This window comes from Pantoea sp. EEL5 (assembly GCF_049892805.1).
GTDB classification, from domain to species: domain Bacteria; phylum Pseudomonadota; class Gammaproteobacteria; order Enterobacterales; family Enterobacteriaceae; genus Pantoea; species Pantoea ananatis.
In genome coordinates, this window is the sequence record NZ_JBNDNJ010000001.1 from 1656871 (window position 1) to 1676360 (window position 19490).

The following is a 19490-nucleotide window of genomic DNA, read 5'->3' on the forward strand; positions in this document are numbered from 1 at the left end:
CCCTTTTTCATCCCAACGAAGTGGGCGGCCCGACAGTGCCGCATCCGCTCAGGAGTTTGCTATGCCTAAACAACGTGAAATCCGCCTTAATGCGTTTGATATGAACTGTGTGGGTCACCAGTCACCTGGCCTGTGGGCGCACCCTCGCGACCGCTCGTGGCAATACAAAGATCTGGAATACTGGACAGATTTGGCGGTCCTGTTGGAACGCGGTAAGTTCGACGGCCTGTTTATCGCCGACGTCTTGGGGATTTACGATGTTTTCAACGGGAATAATGATGCTGCTCTTCGCAGTGCCGCCCAGGTACCGGTCAATGACCCGCTGGCTCTGATTACGCCGATGGCGATGGTGACAAAGCACCTCGGTTTTGGCCTGACCGCATCACTCTCTTTTGAGCATCCCTATCCGTTTGCCCGGCGCATGTCGACGCTGGATCATCTGACCAAAGGTCGGATCGGCTGGAATATCGTTACCTCCTATCTGGAAAGCGGAGCCCGCAATCTGGGACAGGTCAGCCAAACCAGCCACGATGCGCGTTATGACTACGCCGACGAATATCTGCAGGTGGTATACAAGCTGCTGGAAGGCAGTTGGGAGGATGATGCCGTGATACGCGATCGCCAGCGTCATATTTTCAGCGATCCCAATAAGGTGCATCCCATTAATCATCAGGGAACGTTTTTCCAGGTACCGGGCATTCATCTGTGTGAGCCTTCGCCCCAGCGCACGCCTGTGCTGTATCAGGCAGGCGCATCCAGCCGCGGTAAAGCCTTCGCCGCACAACACGCCGAGTGCGTATTTGTTGCCGCGCCGTCTAAAGTGCTGTTGAAGAAAACCGTGGCTGATATACGTCGTCGTGCAGAGGAGGCCGGTCGCGATCCGCGCAGTATTCTGATTTTCAATATGCAAACGGTCATTGTGGGGGAAACCGATAAAGCGGCCCAGGCCAAGTGGCAGGATTACAAACGCTATGTCAGCCATGAAGGCGCACTGGCGCTGATCTCCGGCTGGACCGGCATCGATTTCAGTCAGTACCAACCCGATCAGGTTTTTAAGCATCTGCATACCGATGCCATTCAGTCTGTTGTAGAGAGCTTCTCCACAGCCGATCCGCAGCGTGAATGGACGGTGCAAAACATGGCCGACTGGGTGGGCATTGGCGGCTTTGGCCCCCTGCTGGTGGGCAGCACAGAAACCGTTGCCGATGAACTGCAAAGCTGGGTGGAGGAGACGGACGTGGATGGCTTTAATCTGGCCTATGCCCTCACGCATGAAACCTTTGCTGATGTCGTCGATCTGCTGGTGCCGGAACTGCAAAAACGTGGCGTTTATAAACAGGATTACCAACCCGGTACGCTGAGAGAGAAGCTGTTTGCTAAGGGCGCCCGCCTTGAGCATCCTCATCCCGGCGCAGGATATCGACGCACAACCTCGGTATCAGGCCGGGTTGTGCCTGCGGAGGCATCATGAGGGGATTTAACGATCTGTTCGGATAGCCCGTCTGCCGCTGAGCAGACTGACATCACGTCCCCTTGCCCGCTAATTTTACCGGATGCGTCACAGCGCACCCGGTATTTCCCTTATCTACAAAAATCAAATTAACTTATTGAAATTAAAGTAATAGTTATCACTTTTTGTTGTTTGTTTACATCGCGATTCCTGCATATAAAGGCGTCACCTGTACAGACAATAACGAGGATAAAATGAGCACATTAAATATCGATGACGATGCCGCGATCCCCTTACCTCACTCAACGCCCATTCGCTCCGTCAGCGACGTTGCAAAGTTGATTAATACGCAAAGTGAGAAAAACAGCTACGCACGCTGGATCGTGTTTCTGGCGTTAGGCGGCGTATTTCTGGATGCCTACGACCTGACCACCCTGTCTTACGGCATTGATGATGTCGTGAAAACATTCAGCTTAACGCCCACATTAACCGGACTGGTCACCTCATCCATTATGATTGGCACCATTGTCGGTAATCTGGTCGGGGGCTGGCTGACGGATAAATATGGCCGCTATTCCGTCTTTATGGCGGACATGCTTTTTTTTGTGGTGTCCGCTATTGCGGCCGGCCTGGCGCCGAACGTCTGGGTACTGATTGGCGCGCGCTTTTTGATGGGCGTTGGTGTGGGCATCGATTTGCCTGTCGCGATGGCCTATCTGGCCGAATTTTCGAAATTCTCCGGAAAGGGGAATAAAGCGTCGCGGCTCGCCGCCTGGTGCCCCATGTGGTATGCCGCGTCTTCGGTGTGCTTTCTGATTATTTTTGGCCTTTACTTTCTGCTGCCTGCAGAGCACCTCGACTGGCTGTGGCGCGCTTCATTGCTGTTTGGCGCAATGCCTGCCCTGCTCATCATTGCTGTGCGCAGCAGGTTTATGAATGAGTCTCCGCTGTGGGCCGCAAACCAGGGGGATTTAAGCGGCGCAGCGCGAATCCTGCGCGATTCGTACGGCATTCACGCGCACGAAGATAAGCGCGCTGAGCCGGCGGCCAAACCCGTCGCCCAGGCGGTCAGTTTTCGCGTCTTGTTTCAAAAACCTTACCGGGAGCGCACCGTTGTGGCGGCGGTGATGAACGCCTGTATTTCATTCGAATATACGGCGATCGCCTTTTTCCTGCCCTCTATCCTGGCGCAGTTTCTGGGGGCGGGCGTCTTTGAAACGATCTCCGCCTCGCTAGGACTTAACGCGCTGTTCGCCTTTACCGGTGGCCTGCTTGGCATGCGTCTGGCCTGGCGATTTCCGTCACGCCATGTTGCGATTGCCGGATTTGCCCTGCAGTTTATTGCGCTGATCTCACTGGCTCTGATTGGCCATCCTGTTGCAACCTACGGCGTCGTATTTGCCATTTTACTGCTGGGGCTGTGGTTGTTTGCTGAGGGCTTTGGGCCAGGAGCGCAGTTAATGATCTATCCCGCCCTCTCCTATCCCACGCACATTCGGGCCACCGGCGTCGGTTTTAGTCGTTCCGTCTCGGGCATCGGGAGCGCGCTGGCGCTGTTCATTCTGCCCATATTGCAGGCGGCTTATGGCACCAATATGTTCTGGATCGTGTCACTAGCCGCCCTCATTCCCATCATTTTCCTGTTAGTCGTCCGGTTTGAACCCACTCGTCACGATATCGATGACCAGTCAACACACGGAGAACACCATGTCTGAGCCCGATTACACCTCACTGGCGGCGCGTTTCCGCCCCATCTTTGCCCGCATCGCCGAAGGCGCTGCCGATCGCGAACGGAATCGTACCCTGCTTCACGAGCCGGTTCGCTGGCTGAAGGCGGCGGGTTTTGGCACGCTGCGTATTCCACAAGCAAACGGCGGATTGGGTGCCTCGCTGCCACAACTGTTCCGCTTACTGACCGAGCTGGCAGAAGCGGATTCTAACCTGCCTCAGGCGCTGCGCGCGCACATGGCCTTTGTCGAGGATCGTCTTAACCAGCCCGACAGTGAGGCGCGCCAGCGCTGGTTTAATCGGTTTATCGACGGTGATATTGTCGGGAGCGGCTGGAGTGAAACAGGCAGCGTTCGATTAGGAGACGTGAATACGCAGGTGTCGCCCGCCGCCAACGGCTGGCGGCTTGAGGGCGAAAAATTTTACAGCACCGGCACGCTGTATGCCGACTGGATTGATGTCTACGCTAAGCGTACGGACAACCAGCGCGATGTCATTGCGGTGGTCAGTACACATCAGGATGCGGTAGTACGGGAGGATGACTGGGACGGATTTGGTCAACGTCTTACCGGTAGCGGAACCACGCGTTTTCATCAGGCCGTTGTGGAACCTGCCCATGTCTATGATTTCAGCGAGCGCTTCCGATATCAAACCGCCTTCTATCAGCATGTCTTACTGGCGACGCTGGCCGGGATCGGCCGGGCTATCGTGCGGGACGTGTCACAGGGCGTAGCAAACCGAAAACGAATCTACAGCCACGGTAATGCCCGTCACGTCAGCCAGGACGTGCAGGTCTTACAGGTGGTGGGACAGATCAGCAGTTGGATATGGGCAACAGATGCCGCCGTGCAGCGGGCCACGCACGCGCTGCAACAGGCTTTTGATACGCACATTCAGGGACAAGATGAAACGCAGATTCATGCCGCCAACGTCCAGGCAGAAGTGGAGGCTGCGAAGGCGCAGGTCGTGGCCGTGGATTGGGTGACGCGTGCGGCCAGTGAGCTGTTTAACGCGCTTGGCGCGTCAGATACGCGAGTGAGTAAAGCGCTGGACCGTCACTGGCGCAATGCCCGAACGATTGGCTCGCACAATCCGGTGATCTATAAAAGCCGTAACGTGGGCGACTGGGAAGTCAACGGGCGCGATCCTACCTTTATCTGGCAAATCGGCAGCGGCGAATAGCGCCCCATAACGGAGATAAAAAACCCGGCCGAAGCCGGGTTTTGGTCGCTACATGACTCAATCGAACGCTAGCTGTAAGCATGCAAAGTGCGCTGACACAGCGCGGAACGCACGCAATCCTCTTTGCCAAAACGGACAATGCCCACCATCTCGTCCTCTTCAAAACGCGCCAGCGCGTCCGCGAGACCAGAAGGCACCCCAGCGGGCAAATCGCACTGGGTTATATCGCCGTTAACAATCACCGTGACGTTTTCGCCAAGGCGGGTCAGAAACATTTTCATTTGCGCAGCGGTAACGTTCTGCGCTTCATCGAGAATCACCACTGCATTTTCAAAGGTACGACCGCGCATATAAGCAAAGGGCGCGATTTCAACTTTGCCAATTTCGGGACGCAGACAATATTGCATAAAGGATGCGCCAAGACGTTTAACCAGAATGTCGTAAACCGGGCGGAAATACGGGGCGAATTTTTCTGAGATATCCCCGGGAAGGAATCCCAGATCTTCATCCGCCTGCAGCACCGGGCGCGTAACGATAATCCTGTCGATATCCTTATGAATCAGGGCCTCTGCCGCTTTCGCAGCACTAATCCAGGTTTTGCCGCAGCCTGCCTCGCCGGTAGCGAAGATAAGCTGTTTTGATTCTATGGCGTTGAGATAGTGCGCCTGAGCTTCATTGCGGGCTTCAATCGGAGCACGATCGCGCACATCGCGCGCCATGCCAATCGAGTCCAGCCCACCCATTTGCACCAGCGAAGTGACCGATTCTTCTTCACGCTGACGATGACTGCGGGAGTCATTGCGAAGCACTCGTCTTGCTTCTCGACGCGCTTTGATCACTGCTTTCTGTCTTCCCATAGTGGCACCTTACAGTTGGTTTCATTTCCCGCTCAGGCAACAAGCCCGATGCGATTACGTGAACGCTTTAGAGGTTTCAGTTGGCTTCCTTTAGAGCCGTGACAGGCCATGACGATTGATATCCGGCAGCAAAACAGCCAGGCCGTATACCGGTAAAAAAGGAGTGAGGTTGAAAAGAGAAAACACATTGCGGTGTAAAAGCGGTTGAGGAAGAAACCTCCTCACGGGTAAATGCGATATTTTTTACTGCTGAACGGCTGTAAAAACATCTATCCATGCGCGAACTCCAGTGTGAGACATCAACACGCCCGATTACGCTTTCATAGTAAAGTGAACCATCTTATTGGTATTTTGCAACAGTATTTTCACTTTATTGAAAAATAAATATTCAACCCTGCGTTAACGCCAACCTTACTTAAATTAAATTACGCAAGTATTACAGAGAGTTAGTTTATTTTTCAATGCGGCATCAACGGTTTAAAACGGAGCGCGAAAACACAGGCGGGGGATAAAAAACCTGAGACAGAAATACGGCACGCTGGGCGGTCAGGCACAGAATGCCGTGATTAAAATTTAATCAGCTTTCAAGTAAGGACTGGCCCAAATAATGATTTTCATTGATAACGCCGGGTAATACAAAAAAGTATCCGCCGCCAAAGGGACGTATATACTCTTCCAGCGCTTCACCATTCAGACGGTTTTGTACGGTCAGAAAACCCAATTCTAAATCATGTTGATAACAAACAAACAGCAAGCCCATTTCCAACTGGCCTGACGCTGAAATACCCGCCGAATAACTGTAGCCCCGGCGCAGCATCAGGCTGCTTTCGGTCGCAGGCGTGCGCGGGTTCGCCAGCCGAATATGCGCATCCAACGCAATGACATCGCCATCAGGATCCTGGCGATAATTTGGCACGTCGTGCTCGTTTTTCATGCCCAGTGGTGCGCCGCTTAATTTCTCGCGACCAAAGATCGTTTGTTGCTCACCCAATGGCGTGCGATCCCACATTTCCACATGAAAACGGATCAACCTTACTGCCTGATAACTGCCGTGACGGGCCCACGCGGGTTCCGCCTGCTCTTCCGTTACCCACAGCAGCTTATCCATCAACGCCATGTTATGCGTATCGGGATTGGCCGTGCCGTCTTTAAAACCCAGCAGATTAATAGGCGTTTCTTTTCCCGCGCTGCGCGCGGCATGATCGGAAATAAAACCTTCCCGTCGCCAGCGAATGCCGAGCAAATCGGGCGTATGTTTCACCACATCACGGAGTGCATGAATCACCGTGTCCTGCGTGTTAGCACAGATTTGCAACAGCAGATCGCCGTGGCACTGATTTGCATCCAGAGAGTCGTTAGGGAAACGGCTCATGGCCTGCAGTTTAGCCGGCTTAAGCGCCGCCAGACCAAAGCGCGAATCAAACAGGGAATGACCGACGGAAACCGTCATCGTCAGGTTGTCCGGGGCAATCTCGGCGCCCAGAATGCCTGAATCCAGCGGCGGCAGCTGTGGGTTGGTCACCGCGGGCGCCATCCCGCCCCGGGTCAGAAACGCGATGCGCTGCGTAAGCAGTTTGAACAAACGCTGCAGTTCCTGCTTATCGCGGGTCAGCACATCGAACGCGACCAGCATCATTGACGCCTGCTGTGGCGTCGTAATGCCGGATTGATGCACGCCATAAAAGGGCTGCACTTGCTGACGCGCGTTCGGCGTTACCGTGCCGGGCGAAAAGCTGTCCGGGTTTTCGGCGGCCGCGGCATGAAACGGACAACCACCGCTGACGGCCGCCGCGCCGCCCAGCATCCCCAGTCCTTTCAATAAACGGCGGCGCGATGGCTGGCTTAACGCCTTATCCTTATCCATCATCAATCCAGGCCTAAGGTGCCACGCAGCAGAGAAAGATCTTCCGCCAGGGCAGTAATCGGCCCTTTCAGCGCGGTTCGATCGGCTGGCGTCAGTTTTTCATACGATTCATAACCCTGACCGCTGCGGTATTTATCCAGAATCGCGTCAACTTTCGCGAAATTGGCATCCACTTTTGCCAGAAGCGCTGGATTTGCCTGCTTCAGGACTGGGCGCAACAGCTCGACAATTTTTTGCGCGCCATCCACGTTCGCCCGGAAATCCCACAGGTCGGTACGGCTGTAACGATCTTCTTCGCCGGAGATTTTACTGGAAGCCACTTCTTCGATCAGCCCTGCGGCGCCGCCCACAACCTTGGCCGGTGGGAACGCCAGCTCGCTAACGCGTTTCTGCAAATCGCGCACGTCGTTGTTTAACTGCTCGGCATAGCCCGCCATATCTTTGGTGCTATTATCGGCAAACAACGCTTTCTCAAGCCGGTGAAAACCGGTGAATTTCGGGTCTTCAGCCTTTTTCTCATAATCATCTTCACGGGCGTCAATGCGACCATCCAGATCGGAGAACAGCTCAGCTATCGGCTCTATACGTTCGTAATGCTGGCGCGTGGGGGCAAACAGCGCTTTGGCTTTTTCGATATCTCCGGCTTTCACCGCATCCGTAAAGGCCTGGGTTCCCGCCACCAACTGGTTGACTTCGTCCGTCACGTAGGCTTTGTAGGCGTTGATTGGCCCCGCCAGCTGCATCAGTTCTGTTTTACCTTTCTGCACGTTTTTGCCCGCGCCGCCCTGGACAATCAGCTTGCCTTTCGGGTTCGTCAGCAGGCCGCAGGTCATTTCATATTCGCCCGCTTCAAGGTTGGCGGTCAGTTTTTGACTGAAGCCGGGCGCAATATTTTCGCGCTCCTCAACCACCATCACCCCTTTCAGGATTTCCCATTCCAGCGCCTTTTGGCTGTTGTTTTTGATCAGAAACTGAGTCTTGCCCGCCTGGACCGTCAGTGACATCGGTTCACACTGCTTGTCCGTGACACTCACGCTAACCTGTGGAATGGCTGCAGCCAGTGTGGAGCCGGAAACCGCCAGCAGCGAAGCCAGCACCGCGTGACGACGAAAACGCTTCTTCATATTTTTCCCTATTCAGTCAGAGGCGCGCCTGACGCGCCTGGTAAACGCGTTAGCGCGCAGCGGCTGAGGTTCCAGCACGTGCAGGCATAACAAACAGTAATAATGCCGGAATCAAATAAAGCAGCCAGACGGCCACTTCACTTACGCTGGGGGCTTCCTGATAACCCAGAATGCCTTCAAGCAGCGTGCCAAACAGTGAATGGGTCGATAAGGTGTTACTCATATCGAAGGCCACCTGCTGAAAATGGTTCCACAGCCCGGCTTCATGAAAGGCACGGATAGCGCCAGCTGCCAGCCCCGCGGCCACCAGAAGAATAAAAAGGCTGGTCCAGCGGAAAAAGTGCGCCATATTCAGACGAACCCCGCCCCAGTAGATCAACATGCCCAGCACAACGGCCGTCGCCAGGCCAAGCACGGCCCCCAGCGGCGGTGCATAACCGACGTCCTGAGTGAAGGCGGCCAGTAAAAAGAACACTGACTCCAGCCCTTCCCGGGCGACGGCAAGAAACACCATCAGGACCAGGGCCAGGCCGCCCCCGGCTGATTTCTGTAAAGCCTGATCGACCGCCTGCTCCAGTTCCAGCTTGATATTGCGCGCCACCCGGCGCATCCAGAACACCATTGAGGTCAGGATGACGACCGCGACCACCGCAACAATGCCTTCAAAAAGCTCTTGCTGCTTCTGAGGAAACTCCCCTGTGGTTTGGTTGATGACGATGCCCAGCGCAAGGCAAAGCGCAGCGGCAATAAACACGCCCGCCCACATTGCAGGGAACCATTGTGTGCGCTGCGTCCTTTTCAGGTAGCTGGCAATAAGGCTCACGATGAGCGCTGCCTCCAGGCCTTCACGCAGCATGATGAGAAAGGGAACAAACATCGCCGACCTCTTGAATGTTAAGCAGCGTAAATGGGACGTAAATTTACGTAAAAACGAACGATACCGATTATCATTACCACTCAGAAAAAAACAAGTTCCTCCGTGAAATAATTTCGTAACTGTCTGTGCCAGACGCAGGCCAAAAAAAAGCCCGCCCTTTACAGGGCAGGCTTTTCAACACGTTCACGCCTTATTTAGTCTGGAATTCTGCCTCGGCAGCATCGAAGCGTTCAATGGCCGCTGCAGAAGGTTCCCGGCCTGCCAGGCTGAAGACCACAATGGCGATACTGGCAAAAATAAAGCCCGGAATGATTTCATACAGGCCGAGCCAGCCATACTGTTTCCATACCAGTACCGTGACCGCACCGACAATCATTCCCGCCAGCGCACCGTTGCGGTTCATGCGTTTCCAGCACACGCCAAACAGGACTACCGGTCCAAATGCCGCGCCAAAACCGGCCCATGCGTAGCTGACCAGGCCTAACACCCGATTTTCGGGATTCGACGCCAGCGCGATGGCCACTAACGCTACCAGCAGCACCATGAGGCGCCCTACCCAAACCAGTTCTTTCTGGCTGGCATTCTTGCGTAAAAAGCCTTTGTACAAATCTTCCGTCAGCGCACTGGAGCAGACCAGCAGCTGGCAGCTGAGCGTGGACATGACCGCCGCCAGAATGGCAGACAGTAAAATACCGGCAATCCACGGATTAAACAGAATACGTGCCAGCTCAATAAAGACGCGCTCTCCATTCTGTGAAACGCCCGCAGCCAGAGAAGGATTATTGTGGAAATAGGCGATCCCAAAGAAGCCCACGGCCACCGCGCCCGCCAGACAGAGAATCATCCACGCCATGCCGATACGGCGCGCGGTACGAATGGAACGATGTGAATCCGCCGCCATAAAACGTGCCAGGATATGAGGCTGACCGAAATAGCCCAGTCCCCAGCCCAGCAGTGACAGCACGGCCACGAAATTCAGGCCTTTGAACATATCCACGTTTTCAGCGTTTTTGGCCTCAATCACCGCCATCGAATCGCTCCAGCCACCCACGGCGATGACCACGATGACTGGCGTCAGGATCAGCGCGAAGATCATCAGGCTGGCCTGAACGGTATCCGTCCAGCTCACCGCCAGGAATCCGCCCACCAGGGTATACAGAATGGTGGCGGCGGCACCGGCCCAGAGGGCGGTGGAGTAATCCATACCAAAGGTGCTTTCAAACAGACGCGCGCCCGCTACCACGCCTGATGCGCAGTAGATAGTGAAAAACACCAGAATCACCACGGCAGAAATGACCCGCAAGATTTTGCTGCGATCTTCAAAGCGGCTGGTAAAGAAGTCAGGCAGCGTCAGGGCGTTATCATGATGTTCCGTCTGAACCCGTAAGCGCCCCGCGACAATCTTCCAGTTAAACCATGCACCAATAATCAGGCCAATGGCGATCCAGCTTTCAGAGATACCGGAGAGAAAAATGGCACCCGGCAATCCCATTAGCAACCATCCACTCATATCGGAGGCTCCAGCGGACAGCGCAGTCACGACACTGCCCAGGCTGCGTCCGCCCAGAATATAGTCGTCGAAGTTTTTCGTTGAGCGCCAGGCAATAAAACCGATCAGCACCATCCCAAGGATATAAATTAAAAAGGTCACCAACATTGGCGTACTTACTGTCATTTGTTTCTCCGTTATTATCCGATCTCTTGAGAGAAATCTTTTTCCTGCCCCCCTCGGAACGTGAAGGCGTCAGGCTGTTACCGCATCAAGAGAAAGCGATTTCCCTTAAGGCGCGGTATCCTGCCGTAAAGGCACGGCGCACACAATGCATTTAACACATCCGTCACATCAGTTTCACCTCTCAATCCCTTTTTAATGCTCACAGGTTGCGCCCGCTCACAATAAAGTTGCACCTTTGCAATGATTTCACCCTTTAAATTGAATGGGGTTGCAACTTTGGCGAGTTTTTTGCAGCAAGATTTGTGCCGCTTTTAAATGTTAATTAAAAAAGGGGTTTCAAAGTGTGCAACCGAGGTCACATTTAACCTGGTTGCACAAAGTTGCAACATGGGTAATAGTGCAGCCCATGCTCTGGTCAAAACCGTTTTAAGGAAGAGAAAATCATGGGAACAACAACCATGGGGGTGAAGCTGGATGAAGCCACCCGCAACCGTATTAAACTGGCGGCGCAGAAACTCGATCGCACGCCTCACTGGCTGATTAAACAGGCGATCTTTAATTATCTGACCCAGTTAGATGCGGGTGAAACGGTGGATGAGATCCCCCTGCAGCTTAACGACTCAGCGTCCGATGAGCTTGCCCCGGAAGAGATGGTTCAGCCCTTCCTTGAATTCGCCGAAAACATTTTGCCGCAGTCGGTCGCCCGCTCTGCGGTGACAGCCGCCTGGCGCCGTCCTGAAACTGATGCGGTTCCCATGTTGCTTGAGCAAGCGCGCCTTCCCGCCGCACTGGCAGAAAAAACGCAGCAGCTGGCGCACCAGCTGGCCGACAAGCTGAGGCACCAAAAAGGGGCGACCGGCCGTGCCGGCATGGTGCAAAGCCTGCTGCAGGAGTTTTCACTCTCCTCTCAGGAAGGTGTGGCATTAATGTGCCTGGCCGAGGCTTTGTTGCGTATCCCGGATAAGCCCACCCGCGATGCGCTGATCCGCGACAAGATCAGCAACGGTAACTGGCAGTCACATCTTGGCCGCAGCCCGTCACTGTTTGTGAACGCCGCGACGTGGGGATTACTGTTTACGGGCCGTCTGGTCTCAACGCACAATGAAGTCAACCTGTCGCGCTCGCTCAACCGAATTATTGGCAAGAGCGGCGAGCCGCTCATCCGGAAAGGCGTGGATATGGCGATGCGCCTGATGGGCGAACAGTTCGTGACCGGTGAAACCATTGCCGAAGCCCTGGCCAACGCCCGCAAGCTTGAAGAAAAAGGCTTTCGTTACTCCTACGATATGCTGGGTGAAGCCGCCCTGACGGCCAGCGATGCCAAAGCCTATCTGGTTTCTTATCAGCAGGCGATTCACGCCATTGGTAAAGCCTCAAACGGTCGGGGCATCTATGAAGGCCCGGGCATTTCTATCAAGCTGTCCGCACTCCATCCGCGCTACAGCCGCGCGCAGTATGATCGGGTGATGGATGAGCTGTATCCGATTCTGAAGTCGCTGACCCTGTTGGCCCGCTCTTACGACATCGGCATTAACATTGATGCGGAAGAGGCCGATCGTTTAGAGCTGTCTCTCGATATGCTGGAGCGGTTGTGTTTTGAACCCGAGCTTGAAGGCTGGAACGGCATAGGTTTCGTGATTCAGGCTTATATGAAGCGTTGCCCGTTTGTGATTGATGAGCTGACAGATCTGGCCCAACGCAGCCGTCGTCGTCTCATGATTCGCCTGGTGAAAGGCGCTTACTGGGACAGCGAGATCAAACGCGCCCAGGTGGAAGGGCTGGAAGGCTATCCGGTTTATACCCGTAAGGTGTACACCGACATTTCTTATCTGGCCTGCGCCCGTAAACTGCTGGCAGTACCCAATCTGATCTATCCGCAGTTTGCCACACATAACGCGCACACGCTGGCCGCGATCTATCAACTGGCGGGCAATAACTATTATCCCGGACAGTATGAGTTCCAGTGCCTGCATGGCATGGGTGAACCGCTCTACGATCAGGTGGTAGGCAAAGTGGCAGACGGCAAACTCAATCGTCCCTGCCGTATCTATGCCCCCGTAGGTACACATGAAACCCTGCTGGCTTACCTGGTGCGTCGCCTACTGGAAAACGGTGCGAATACCTCCTTTGTTAACCGTATTGCCGACACGTCCATGCCGATAGACGAGCTGGTCGCCGATCCGGTGAGTGAAATTGAAAAACTGGGTGCCAGCGAAGGCACCCTGGGCCTGCCACATCCAAAGATCCCGCTGCCGCGAGACTTATATGGCAGCGACCGGGTTAACTCTGCGGGTCTGGATATGGCTAACGAGCACCGCCTTGCTTCCCTGTCCAGTGCTCTGCTGAGCGGCGCGAGTGAGCCTTATCTGGCACAACCGCTTATTGACGGCCCTGCTGGTAGCGGAGAAAGCCAGAATGTGGTGAATCCGGCCGCGCCGTCGGACGTCGTCGGTACCGTTCGCCATGCCTCAGAACAGGAGGTTTCCCAGGCCATTGAGGCGGCGGTCAATGCCGGTCCTATCTGGTTTGCCACTCCGCCTCAGGAGCGCGCGGCCATCCTTGAGCGTGCAGCACAGTTAATGGAAGGTCAGCTACAGCAGTTGCTGGGCATTCTGGTGCGCGAAGCCGGTAAAACCTACAGCAACGCCATTGCCGAAGTGCGTGAGGCCGTGGACTTCCTCTATTACTACGCTGGCATCGTCCGCCTTGATTTTGACAACGAAACGCACCGCCCACTGGGACCTGTGGTCTGTATCAGCCCGTGGAACTTTCCGCTGGCCATTTTTACCGGTCAGGTCGCAGCCGCGCTGGCGGCCGGAAACAGCGTGCTGGCGAAGCCTGCCGAGCAGACGCCGCTGATTGCCGCGCAGGCCGTTGAGATCTTACTGAGTGCCGGTGTCCCGGCTGGCGTCGTGCAACTGCTGCCGGGCCTCGGTGAAACCGTGGGCGCACAGCTCACCGGAGACGAACGCATTCGTGGCGTGATGTTCACCGGCTCCACGGCGGTCGCCACCCTGTTACAACGTAATCTGGCAGGCCGGCTGGATCCCCAAGGCCGCCCCACTCCGCTGATTGCTGAAACCGGCGGCATGAATGCCATGATTGTCGATTCATCCGCCCTGACAGAACAGGTGGTGATCGATATCGTCGCCTCGGCCTTTGACAGCGCGGGTCAACGCTGCTCTGCGCTGCGTCTGCTGTGCGTTCAGGAGGACGTCGCGGAACATACGTTGAAAATGCTGCGTGGCGCGATGGCGGAGTGCCGTATGGGCAATCCGGAGCGCCTGTCCACCGATATCGGCCCGGTGATAGATAAAGAGGCCAAAGCCAACATTGAGCGCCATATTCAGGCCATGCGCAATAAAGGCTTTAAGGTGTTCCAAACGGCGCAGGATCATCCACAGGACAGCAAAGAGTGGGCAACCGGAACCTTTGTGAAACCGACGCTGATTGAACTTGATAAGGTCAGCGATCTGACGCAAGAGGTATTTGGTCCGGTGTTGCACGTTGTGCGCTTCACCCGCAGTGGCCTGCCGCAGTTGATCGAACAGATTAACGCCTCGGGCTATGGGCTGACGTTAGGCGTCCATACCCGCATTGACGAAACCATCATGCAGGTCACCGCAGCGGCCAAAGTGGGCAATCTGTACGTTAACCGCAACATGGTTGGCGCGGTGGTGGGCGTGCAACCATTCGGCGGCGAGGGGTTATCCGGTACCGGTCCGAAAGCGGGTGGCCCGCTTTATCTGTATCGCCTGCTGGCGAATCGCCCGGACAACGCACTCAGCACCACCCTCGCCCGTCAGGATGCTGAGCGCCCGGCCGACCATGCCCAGCGTCAGCTGCTGCTGGCAGCGCATCAGGCATTGAGCGAGTGGGCAAAAGATAAGCCTCAGCTGTCTTCACTGTGCCAGCATTATGCCGAGCTGGCTCAGGCAGGCACGGTACGCCTGCTGCCCGGTCCAACAGGCGAACGCAATACCTTCCTGTTGCTGCCGCGTGAGCAGGTACTCTGTCTGGCGGATAACAAGGAGGATGCTCTGATTCAACTGGCGGCGGTCACCAGCGTAGGCAGCCAGGCACTGTGGCAGGACGATGAGCTGCACCGCGCACTGCTGGGCACCTTACCGGCGGCGGTGAAAAAACGCATTACGCTCTCCAACGATCCCCTGTCTGCGCATTTTGACGCCGTTATCTATCACGGTGATGCCGACCAGCTCCGCAACCTGTGCGAACAGGTCGCGGCGCGCGAAGGTGCCATCGTGTCGGTGCAGGGTTTTGCGCGTGGCGAAACCAATCTGCTGCTGGAGCGTCTGCTGATTGAACGTTCGCTCAGCGTTAACACCGCAGCCGCGGGCGGCAATGCCAGCCTGATGACAATCGGGTAACGTCCTTCAGACCGATCGCTTACGTTAAAGGTTCATGCCCGGGCATGAACCTTTTTTTTGCGCTGAGCATTGGGCGATGCATGGACGGCCCTGGCATGATGAAACGGGTCGGCTGGGCACAGGAGGTGATCATGTTGCGGGGCAACGCCTCACGCGGGCTTGACGGGGTGGAAGGGATTGATCGTATTCACCTGATTCTGGGAGTGACGATTTTTCTGGTGTTTCCGTTTACCCGGCTTATGCACATCTGGAGCGCGCCGGTCGAGTATTTCACGCGACGCTATCAGGTGGTACGCGCGTAACTAAGCCTGACCGCAACCCGTCCCGCTATCAGCGGCCGGCTTCATTGCGCTTTTTACACCACGCCTTTTTCTGTTCCCGCATCCTGCGCCACCTGCCCCGGTTACGCCGCCGGGTACACAGGCCGTTTTATCAGCGTCGGGAAGCGAAACAACGCGCGCCCTATGCCTCGATTTGTCAGCGACCAGACGGCTACGGACGCCAGTGAGCAGAGGGCGACAATGACCAGCGGATAGAGGCAGGCCCACAGCCACGAAAACCATGTCAGCGCAAAGAGCTGGTGGCGCTGCGCAAACAAAATGGCCGTCATGCCGAAATACTCAATAAAGATGCGATGCAGGACGTAAACAGGCAAGGTGTGACGGCCAATCCAGTTGAGCCACGCCATGCCACTGACCTGATTTAACCCGCGACAGGCCGCCACGCTGATGAGGATGGCAAGAACAGATAAGAAGAGGCTTCTGTCAAAATCGAACAGAGCGGGCAGGCCCGCCAGCAGCAGCAGTAATAACCACGGCAGTCCGTTTTGCCTTCGCCACTCGCTTAAACGCAGTATCTGCGAACACCAGAACGTGCCGAGCATGAAGAAAACAAAATATTGCGCCAGACTCTGCGGGCCCCAGTAGGGAATGATTTTTTCAACCGCCAGATAATTAAGCACTGCGGCCATAAGCAATAAAGGCAGGCTGTAACGTTGAAAAAGTTTGGCAAGAAGAAAGTAGATCCCCAAGGCATATAAATACCATGAGGTGCTCATCGCCAGAAACGTCAGCGTCAGGAACTCAGAAAAGGTTCCCGCATAGGCCGCATTGATATTTTGTGAAATACGCTGCCCGGTAATTTCCGTTGAAATGCCCGTAATGGCCCCCCACTGAATGGCTCCCCACAGCAGATAGAGATAAAACAGATTTGTCATCCGGCTGGTCGCGATACGTTTCCAGGGGCGATCAATGATGGCATTTCTGGCCAGTAAACCCGACACAAAGAAAAACGCGGGCATGCGCAGCGGCGATAATAACGTATTAAACTGCACCCACATCTCTGCCACCCATTCACCTGCGGCCAGATCTTTCACCCGACTTTCAAAACCGGGTAACACCGTGTGATACAGGACGACCAGCAGGATACAGATTCCCTTTAGGGTATTAATCCATGCAATATCTTTTTCTTCATTTTTCGTCATCAGGCTTTTTCCGTCGCTGTGTCATGTACAAACAAGTTATTCGAACTGCCGACGTTATCGTTATACGAAAAGTATTCCCTATGCTCGCACTCCTGAATGTAGCGAAAGTCTTAAAGTCCCCCTCCCGGAAGGGTTTAAAACCGTACTTTACAATACAGGATGTTTTCTGACATTTATCCCGGATTTAATTTCAACGCAGGGAATTGTTGTCAGACGACGGAATAAATAAGGTGTTCTTATCTGAATAAATAAGAAATATCCAGGTGTTGGTGCCCGTTAAGCATCAGGTCACTTATTAAATCAGTTGGCCTGGGTCGCGCAGCACAGGCGAGGTATTTTATTCCCTGGCCCTACGCTGTTGCGTGAACGCGCGCTGCAAAAGCCGTGCCGCGCTATGCAGGCATCCTGCCGCAAAGGCCCCAAGGCCCCGTGCATCCTGCCCCAGCAGTGCGATGACTTTATCGTTGCGGCAACAGATAAACGTTTGATCGCGCGATGCCACACCGCACGATGACGTCCCGGCGAATTTTCACACTCAACGCTTGCTTAACCTTATTTCTGGCTTTATGTTAGCTCAGGTGACTCATCTTAAGTACAGGTAACGTTACTGTGTGTATTTGATTAGCGCGAGTGGCTTATTCAGCCAGGTAAAATCGTTCGTTTATGCCCTTTTCGGCTAAATTTTTCCCTGCATTATTGCCTGTATCTTTATTTCAGGTTCGAATATCACCTTAAAAAAGACAGGGCGTGGATAAAACACCGCTAAACGTTATTCGCTTAGGTGTTCCTTTCGGAAATATCGCTGACAGGTGAAAAGTGCATTTTTACATTTAGGTTTAGGTTTAGGTTTAGGTTTAGGTTTAGGTTTAGGTTTAGGTTTAGGTTTAGGGGTGATTTTTTCAATGTCCACTCGGCACGCTGTGTCTGAATGGCTCTTCCAGACTTACTTACCAATGGAATCTCAATATGAAGCATGCGCATTATACGCCCGTTTCCACCACCGCTACCGTTAACAACCAGCAGATACTGGCAAACGACTGGGGCACCCTGACCAAATACGATATGACCTATGTCCGTTCCGATGGCACAGAACAGCGTTTCACGCGTGAAGCTTACGATCGCGGCCACGGTGCGACTATTCTGCTCTACAACCGCGATGACAGAACGGTCATCCTTACCAGCCAGTTCCGGCTGCCTGCGTTTTTGATCGGTCATCACTATGAACTGATTGAAGCCTGCGCCGGTTTGCTTGATGAGCGGGACCCGATCCAGGCAATAAGAAGCGAAGCCGAAGAAGAGACCGGATATAAGCTGAATGAGGTCACTAAGATTGGCGAGATATTCATGAGCCCGGGTTCCGTTACTGAGCGTCTGCACTTTTTCATCGCCCCTTTTACCCGCGAAATGCGGATTAACGAGGGCGGAGGCCTTGCTGCTGAAGGTGAAGATATCAAAGTCATTGAGGTGCCGATTCAAGAGGCGCTTGCGATGATTGATGCCGGCATCATCATTGACGCGAAAACCATTATTCTGATTCAGCACCTGGTCATCAAAGGCATTTGTCTCCCGGCATAACACGGCACGCAAAGAGCAGCCTCAACATGAAGTGTCCCTTCCCCGACCAGAGGCGACTGAGGCTTCTCGCCCTGTCAGCTGACGCGACAGGAACAGGCTAACGGGGGAGAAATGCTTACTCCCTGCGGTGCCCGCCAGAGAAAGGATACGTACCGGGCCAGCATGCTGGCCCGGTACGTCAGGATGATGAGGCTTGGGTTTCTGGCTGCCGTTTACTGATTAAACGTGGATGAATAAACAGCATCCGTCCCGGCCCCCGGTTCAGCAGCGACCAGACCATCAAAGACAGGAGCGTGCAGACTGCCACGCCGGTTAACGGCATCAGCAACGCCCATGCCCAGCTAAAACCCGCGTTGCCAAACCAGCCGTAGTGCAGCGCCAGTGAGATGGCGCTCAGCCCCACCAGTTCGATAAAGATACGGTGCAAAACATAAATCTGCAGCGTGTTACGCCCTATATAGTTCAGCCACGCCATATTGAAATGCGCATTAAGAAAACGGCACAGCACAATACCAAAGACGATGGTCAGCAGGCTGTAGAACGGGTTTTTATATATGCCGCCCAGATGATGGGCAATGCCGATCGCCGCGATTGCGCCCAACCAGAGCCAGTGACGACCTTTTAAACCGCTCAGTTCGATTAACGTTGCGCTAAAAAATACGCCCAGTAAGAAATAGAGATAGTTCTGTGCCACGCTGGCCGGGCCCCATCCGGGGATCAGGCTAAACTGCGCGGCGTAGTTTGCCGCTATTGCCGCAGCCACCAGCAGCATCTTCTGCCGATGGAAAAGTTTAGTGACCAGAAAAAACCCCGCCAGAGCATACAGGTACCACAGGCTGGTCATCGACAGCATCAGCAGTTTAATAAACTCCATTGGCGAATCCGCATAGGCGGCGTTTTTGCTGCTGGACAGCCGCTCGCCCAAGTGGGTTGAAATGTAGTGGATACTCAGCCACTGGATTACGCCCCACAGCAGATACAGGTAAACGATGTTGCTGAACTTTTTAGTGAAGACCGCTTTCCAGCGTTTATTGATCACCGAGTTACTGGCCAGCAGGCCGGATACAAAGAAAAATGCCGGCATCCGTAAGGGGGAAAGCCAGGTATTAAACGCCACCCACGCATGAGCCGGTACGATACCGGCTGTCAAATGATGAAGCGCTGGCGCGAAGGTTGTAATGATGGAGTGATGCAGTACCACAAGTAAAATGCATCCCCCTTTTAGGGTATTGATCCAGAGGATTTCCTTCCTGGGTTGGTTCATTATGTCTTCCCGATCGTGCAATG

At 54.5% G+C, this 19490-nt stretch carries 12 protein-coding genes and 1 pseudogene; 6 read left to right on the forward strand and 7 right to left on the reverse strand.

Going from position 1 to position 19490, the window contains the following annotated elements:
- The first annotated feature begins 61 nt into the window (after positions 1 to 61).
- The 3 genes from ACPXSQ_RS07915 to ACPXSQ_RS07925 all read left to right on the forward strand — a co-directional run bounded on the left by ACPXSQ_RS07915 (position 62) and on the right by ACPXSQ_RS07925 (position 4360).
- A complete protein-coding gene (locus ACPXSQ_RS07915; protein ID WP_013026122.1) occupies positions 62 to 1471 on the forward strand; it encodes an LLM class flavin-dependent oxidoreductase in 1410 nt (469 codons plus the stop codon).
- Between the two features lie 233 nt (positions 1472 to 1704).
- A complete protein-coding gene (locus tag ACPXSQ_RS07920) occupies positions 1705 to 3165 on the forward strand; it encodes an MFS transporter (RefSeq protein ID WP_426143343.1) in 1461 nt (486 codons plus the stop codon).
- Positions 3158 to 4360 carry an acyl-CoA dehydrogenase family protein gene (locus tag ACPXSQ_RS07925; protein WP_072136866.1) on the forward strand — a complete coding sequence of 401 codons (1203 nt, stop codon included), beginning with the start codon at positions 3158 to 3160 and terminating at the stop codon, positions 4358 to 4360. The genes ACPXSQ_RS07920 and ACPXSQ_RS07925 overlap by 8 nt, the downstream gene beginning before the upstream one ends.
- Before the next feature lie 68 nt (positions 4361 to 4428).
- On the opposite strand, the gene phoH is transcribed toward ACPXSQ_RS07925, so the two are convergent.
- The 5 genes from phoH to putP form a co-directional block, all read right to left on the reverse strand.
- Positions 4429 to 5217, reverse strand: a complete 789-nt coding sequence (gene phoH / locus ACPXSQ_RS07930; protein ID WP_013026125.1) for a phosphate starvation-inducible protein PhoH — start codon at positions 5215 to 5217, stop codon at positions 4429 to 4431.
- A 577-nt stretch (positions 5218 to 5794) separates the two neighbouring features.
- The gene (gene efeB / locus ACPXSQ_RS07935; protein WP_104933435.1) at positions 5795 to 7084 is read right to left on the reverse strand and encodes an iron uptake transporter deferrochelatase/peroxidase subunit; all 1290 of its coding nucleotides are present in this window, start codon (positions 7082 to 7084) and stop codon (positions 5795 to 5797) included.
- Positions 7084 to 8205 (reverse strand): iron uptake system protein EfeO, encoded by a 1122-nt coding sequence (gene efeO / locus ACPXSQ_RS07940; protein ID WP_013026127.1) that lies wholly within the window; start codon positions 8203 to 8205, stop codon positions 7084 to 7086. The genes efeB and efeO overlap by 1 nt, the downstream gene beginning before the upstream one ends.
- A 49-nt stretch (positions 8206 to 8254) precedes the next feature.
- Positions 8255 to 9082 carry an iron uptake transporter permease EfeU gene (gene efeU, locus ACPXSQ_RS07945; protein WP_013026128.1) on the reverse strand — a complete coding sequence of 276 codons (828 nt, stop codon included), beginning with the start codon at positions 9080 to 9082 and terminating at the stop codon, positions 8255 to 8257.
- A gap of 190 nt (positions 9083 to 9272) precedes the next feature.
- The gene (gene putP, locus ACPXSQ_RS07950; protein WP_014593920.1) at positions 9273 to 10757 is read right to left on the reverse strand and encodes a sodium/proline symporter PutP; all 1485 of its coding nucleotides are present in this window, start codon (positions 10755 to 10757) and stop codon (positions 9273 to 9275) included.
- 443 nt (positions 10758 to 11200) lie between these two features.
- Here putP and putA point away from each other — a divergent pair, with 443 nt between their 5' ends.
- Positions 11201 to 15145, forward strand: coding sequence for a trifunctional transcriptional regulator/proline dehydrogenase/L-glutamate gamma-semialdehyde dehydrogenase (gene putA, locus ACPXSQ_RS07955; protein ID WP_426143348.1), 3945 nt, complete (start codon positions 11201 to 11203; stop codon positions 15143 to 15145).
- Positions 15146 to 15225: 80 nt separating this feature from the next.
- Positions 15226 to 15447 (forward strand): annotated as a pseudogene (locus ACPXSQ_RS07960) (respiratory nitrate reductase subunit gamma); the annotation flags it as partial.
- A gap of 101 nt (positions 15448 to 15548) precedes the next feature.
- Here the strand turns inward: ACPXSQ_RS07960 and ACPXSQ_RS07965 are convergent.
- The gene (locus tag ACPXSQ_RS07965) at positions 15549 to 16628 is read right to left on the reverse strand and encodes an acyltransferase family protein (protein WP_426143350.1); all 1080 of its coding nucleotides are present in this window, start codon (positions 16626 to 16628) and stop codon (positions 15549 to 15551) included.
- A gap of 966 nt (positions 16629 to 17594) precedes the next feature.
- On the opposite strand from ACPXSQ_RS07965, the gene ACPXSQ_RS07970 reads away from it, so the two are divergent.
- Entirely contained in the window at positions 17595 to 18203 is a 609-nt protein-coding gene (locus tag ACPXSQ_RS07970) for an NUDIX domain-containing protein (RefSeq protein ID WP_013026133.1), read from the forward strand.
- A 178-nt stretch (positions 18204 to 18381) separates the two neighbouring features.
- Here the strand turns inward: ACPXSQ_RS07970 and ACPXSQ_RS07975 are convergent, their stop codons facing one another.
- Positions 18382 to 19467, reverse strand: coding sequence for an acyltransferase family protein (locus ACPXSQ_RS07975; protein WP_014605584.1), 1086 nt, complete (start codon positions 19465 to 19467; stop codon positions 18382 to 18384).
- Positions 19468 to 19490: the final 23 nt, after the last annotated feature.

Bases quoted from the DNA above. Each gene is read 5' to 3' on its own strand.
- ACPXSQ_RS07925 (WP_072136866.1), top strand. From the start codon at position 3,158: ATGTCTGAGCCCGATTACACCTCACTGGCGGCGCGTTTCCGCCCCATC.
- ACPXSQ_RS07915 (WP_013026122.1), top strand. From the start codon at position 62: ATGCCTAAACAACGTGAAATCCGCCTTAATGCGTTTGATATGAACTGT.
- ACPXSQ_RS07965 (WP_426143350.1), bottom strand. From the start codon at position 16,628: ATGACGAAAAATGAAGAAAAAGATATTGCATGGATTAATACCCTAAAG.
- ACPXSQ_RS07920 (WP_426143343.1), top strand. From the start codon at position 1,705: ATGAGCACATTAAATATCGATGACGATGCCGCGATCCCCTTACCTCAC.
- phoH (WP_013026125.1), bottom strand. From the start codon at position 5,217: ATGGGAAGACAGAAAGCAGTGATCAAAGCGCGTCGAGAAGCAAGACGA.
- efeU (WP_013026128.1), bottom strand. From the start codon at position 9,082: ATGTTTGTTCCCTTTCTCATCATGCTGCGTGAAGGCCTGGAGGCAGCG.
- putP (WP_014593920.1), bottom strand. From the start codon at position 10,757: ATGACAGTAAGTACGCCAATGTTGGTGACCTTTTTAATTTATATCCTT.
- ACPXSQ_RS07970 (WP_013026133.1), top strand. From the start codon at position 17,595: ATGAAGCATGCGCATTATACGCCCGTTTCCACCACCGCTACCGTTAAC.
- efeB (WP_104933435.1), bottom strand. From the start codon at position 7,084: ATGATGGATAAGGATAAGGCGTTAAGCCAGCCATCGCGCCGCCGTTTA.
- ACPXSQ_RS07975 (WP_014605584.1), bottom strand. From the start codon at position 19,467: ATGAACCAACCCAGGAAGGAAATCCTCTGGATCAATACCCTAAAAGGG.
- putA (WP_426143348.1), top strand. From the start codon at position 11,201: ATGGGAACAACAACCATGGGGGTGAAGCTGGATGAAGCCACCCGCAAC.
- efeO (WP_013026127.1), bottom strand. From the start codon at position 8,205: ATGAAGAAGCGTTTTCGTCGTCACGCGGTGCTGGCTTCGCTGCTGGCG.